Origin of the sequence: Bacillus sp. AFS023182 (genome assembly GCF_002560575.1) — a bacterium.
In the GTDB taxonomy this organism is placed as follows: Bacteria; Bacillota; Bacilli; order Bacillales; family Bacillaceae_G; genus Bacillus_A; species Bacillus_A arachidis.
In genome coordinates this window covers 1-423 of the sequence record NZ_NTRO01000174.1, presented here as the reverse complement: position 1 = coordinate 423, position 423 = coordinate 1, and the positions used below count along the sequence as shown (strand labels likewise).

At 34.3% G+C, this 423-nt stretch carries 1 protein-coding gene and 1 pseudogene; both read right to left on the bottom strand.

The genetic code is table 11. The features are described 5' to 3' along the window. Window positions 1-77 (bottom strand): annotated as a pseudogene (locus tag CN288_RS28035) (HK97 gp10 family phage protein); the annotation flags it as partial. After that, window positions 70-402: a hypothetical protein gene (locus tag CN288_RS28030; protein WP_098303652.1), complete on the bottom strand. Its 333-nt coding sequence runs from the start codon at window positions 400-402 to the stop codon at window positions 70-72. The pseudogene CN288_RS28035 and the gene CN288_RS28030, both read right to left, overlap by 8 nt. Between the last annotated feature and the right edge of the window lie 21 nt (window positions 403-423).

Below are 423 nucleotides of genomic sequence, written 5' to 3'. Positions count from 1 at the left end.
CTTACTTGTTTATTCACTCGTAACAATGTGTTGATATCTTCCAAAGCATCAGCGAATCCATTATGATTACTAGCCATTAATACACCTCACATACGTTATAAATTGTGTGATTGTATCATCATTTTCATCATAGGGCATTCCTTCAAATTGAGCATAAGATACCCCAGCTTCATTAAAAACATCCTTTAATGGTTCATAATCTTGCTCAGTACCCTTTGTAATAACTGCGACTTGATATAAAGGCATTGACTTTAAAACCTTATTTGAAGCCCTCTTATGCTGTTCATTCACAAATTCATACACAATATAAGGGTAATCTGAACCTGTAGGAGCACCATCACGATAAACTGGAATTCCGGATTGCTTCATGATTGCTCTTAACTGCTCAAAATTAATTTGCATTAGATAAATTCAACTCCATAA

Coding starts and splice junctions, on each gene's coding strand:
- CN288_RS28030 (WP_098303652.1), bottom strand. CDS start 402: ATGCAAATTAATTTTGAGCAGTTAAGAGCAATCATGAAGCAATCCGGA.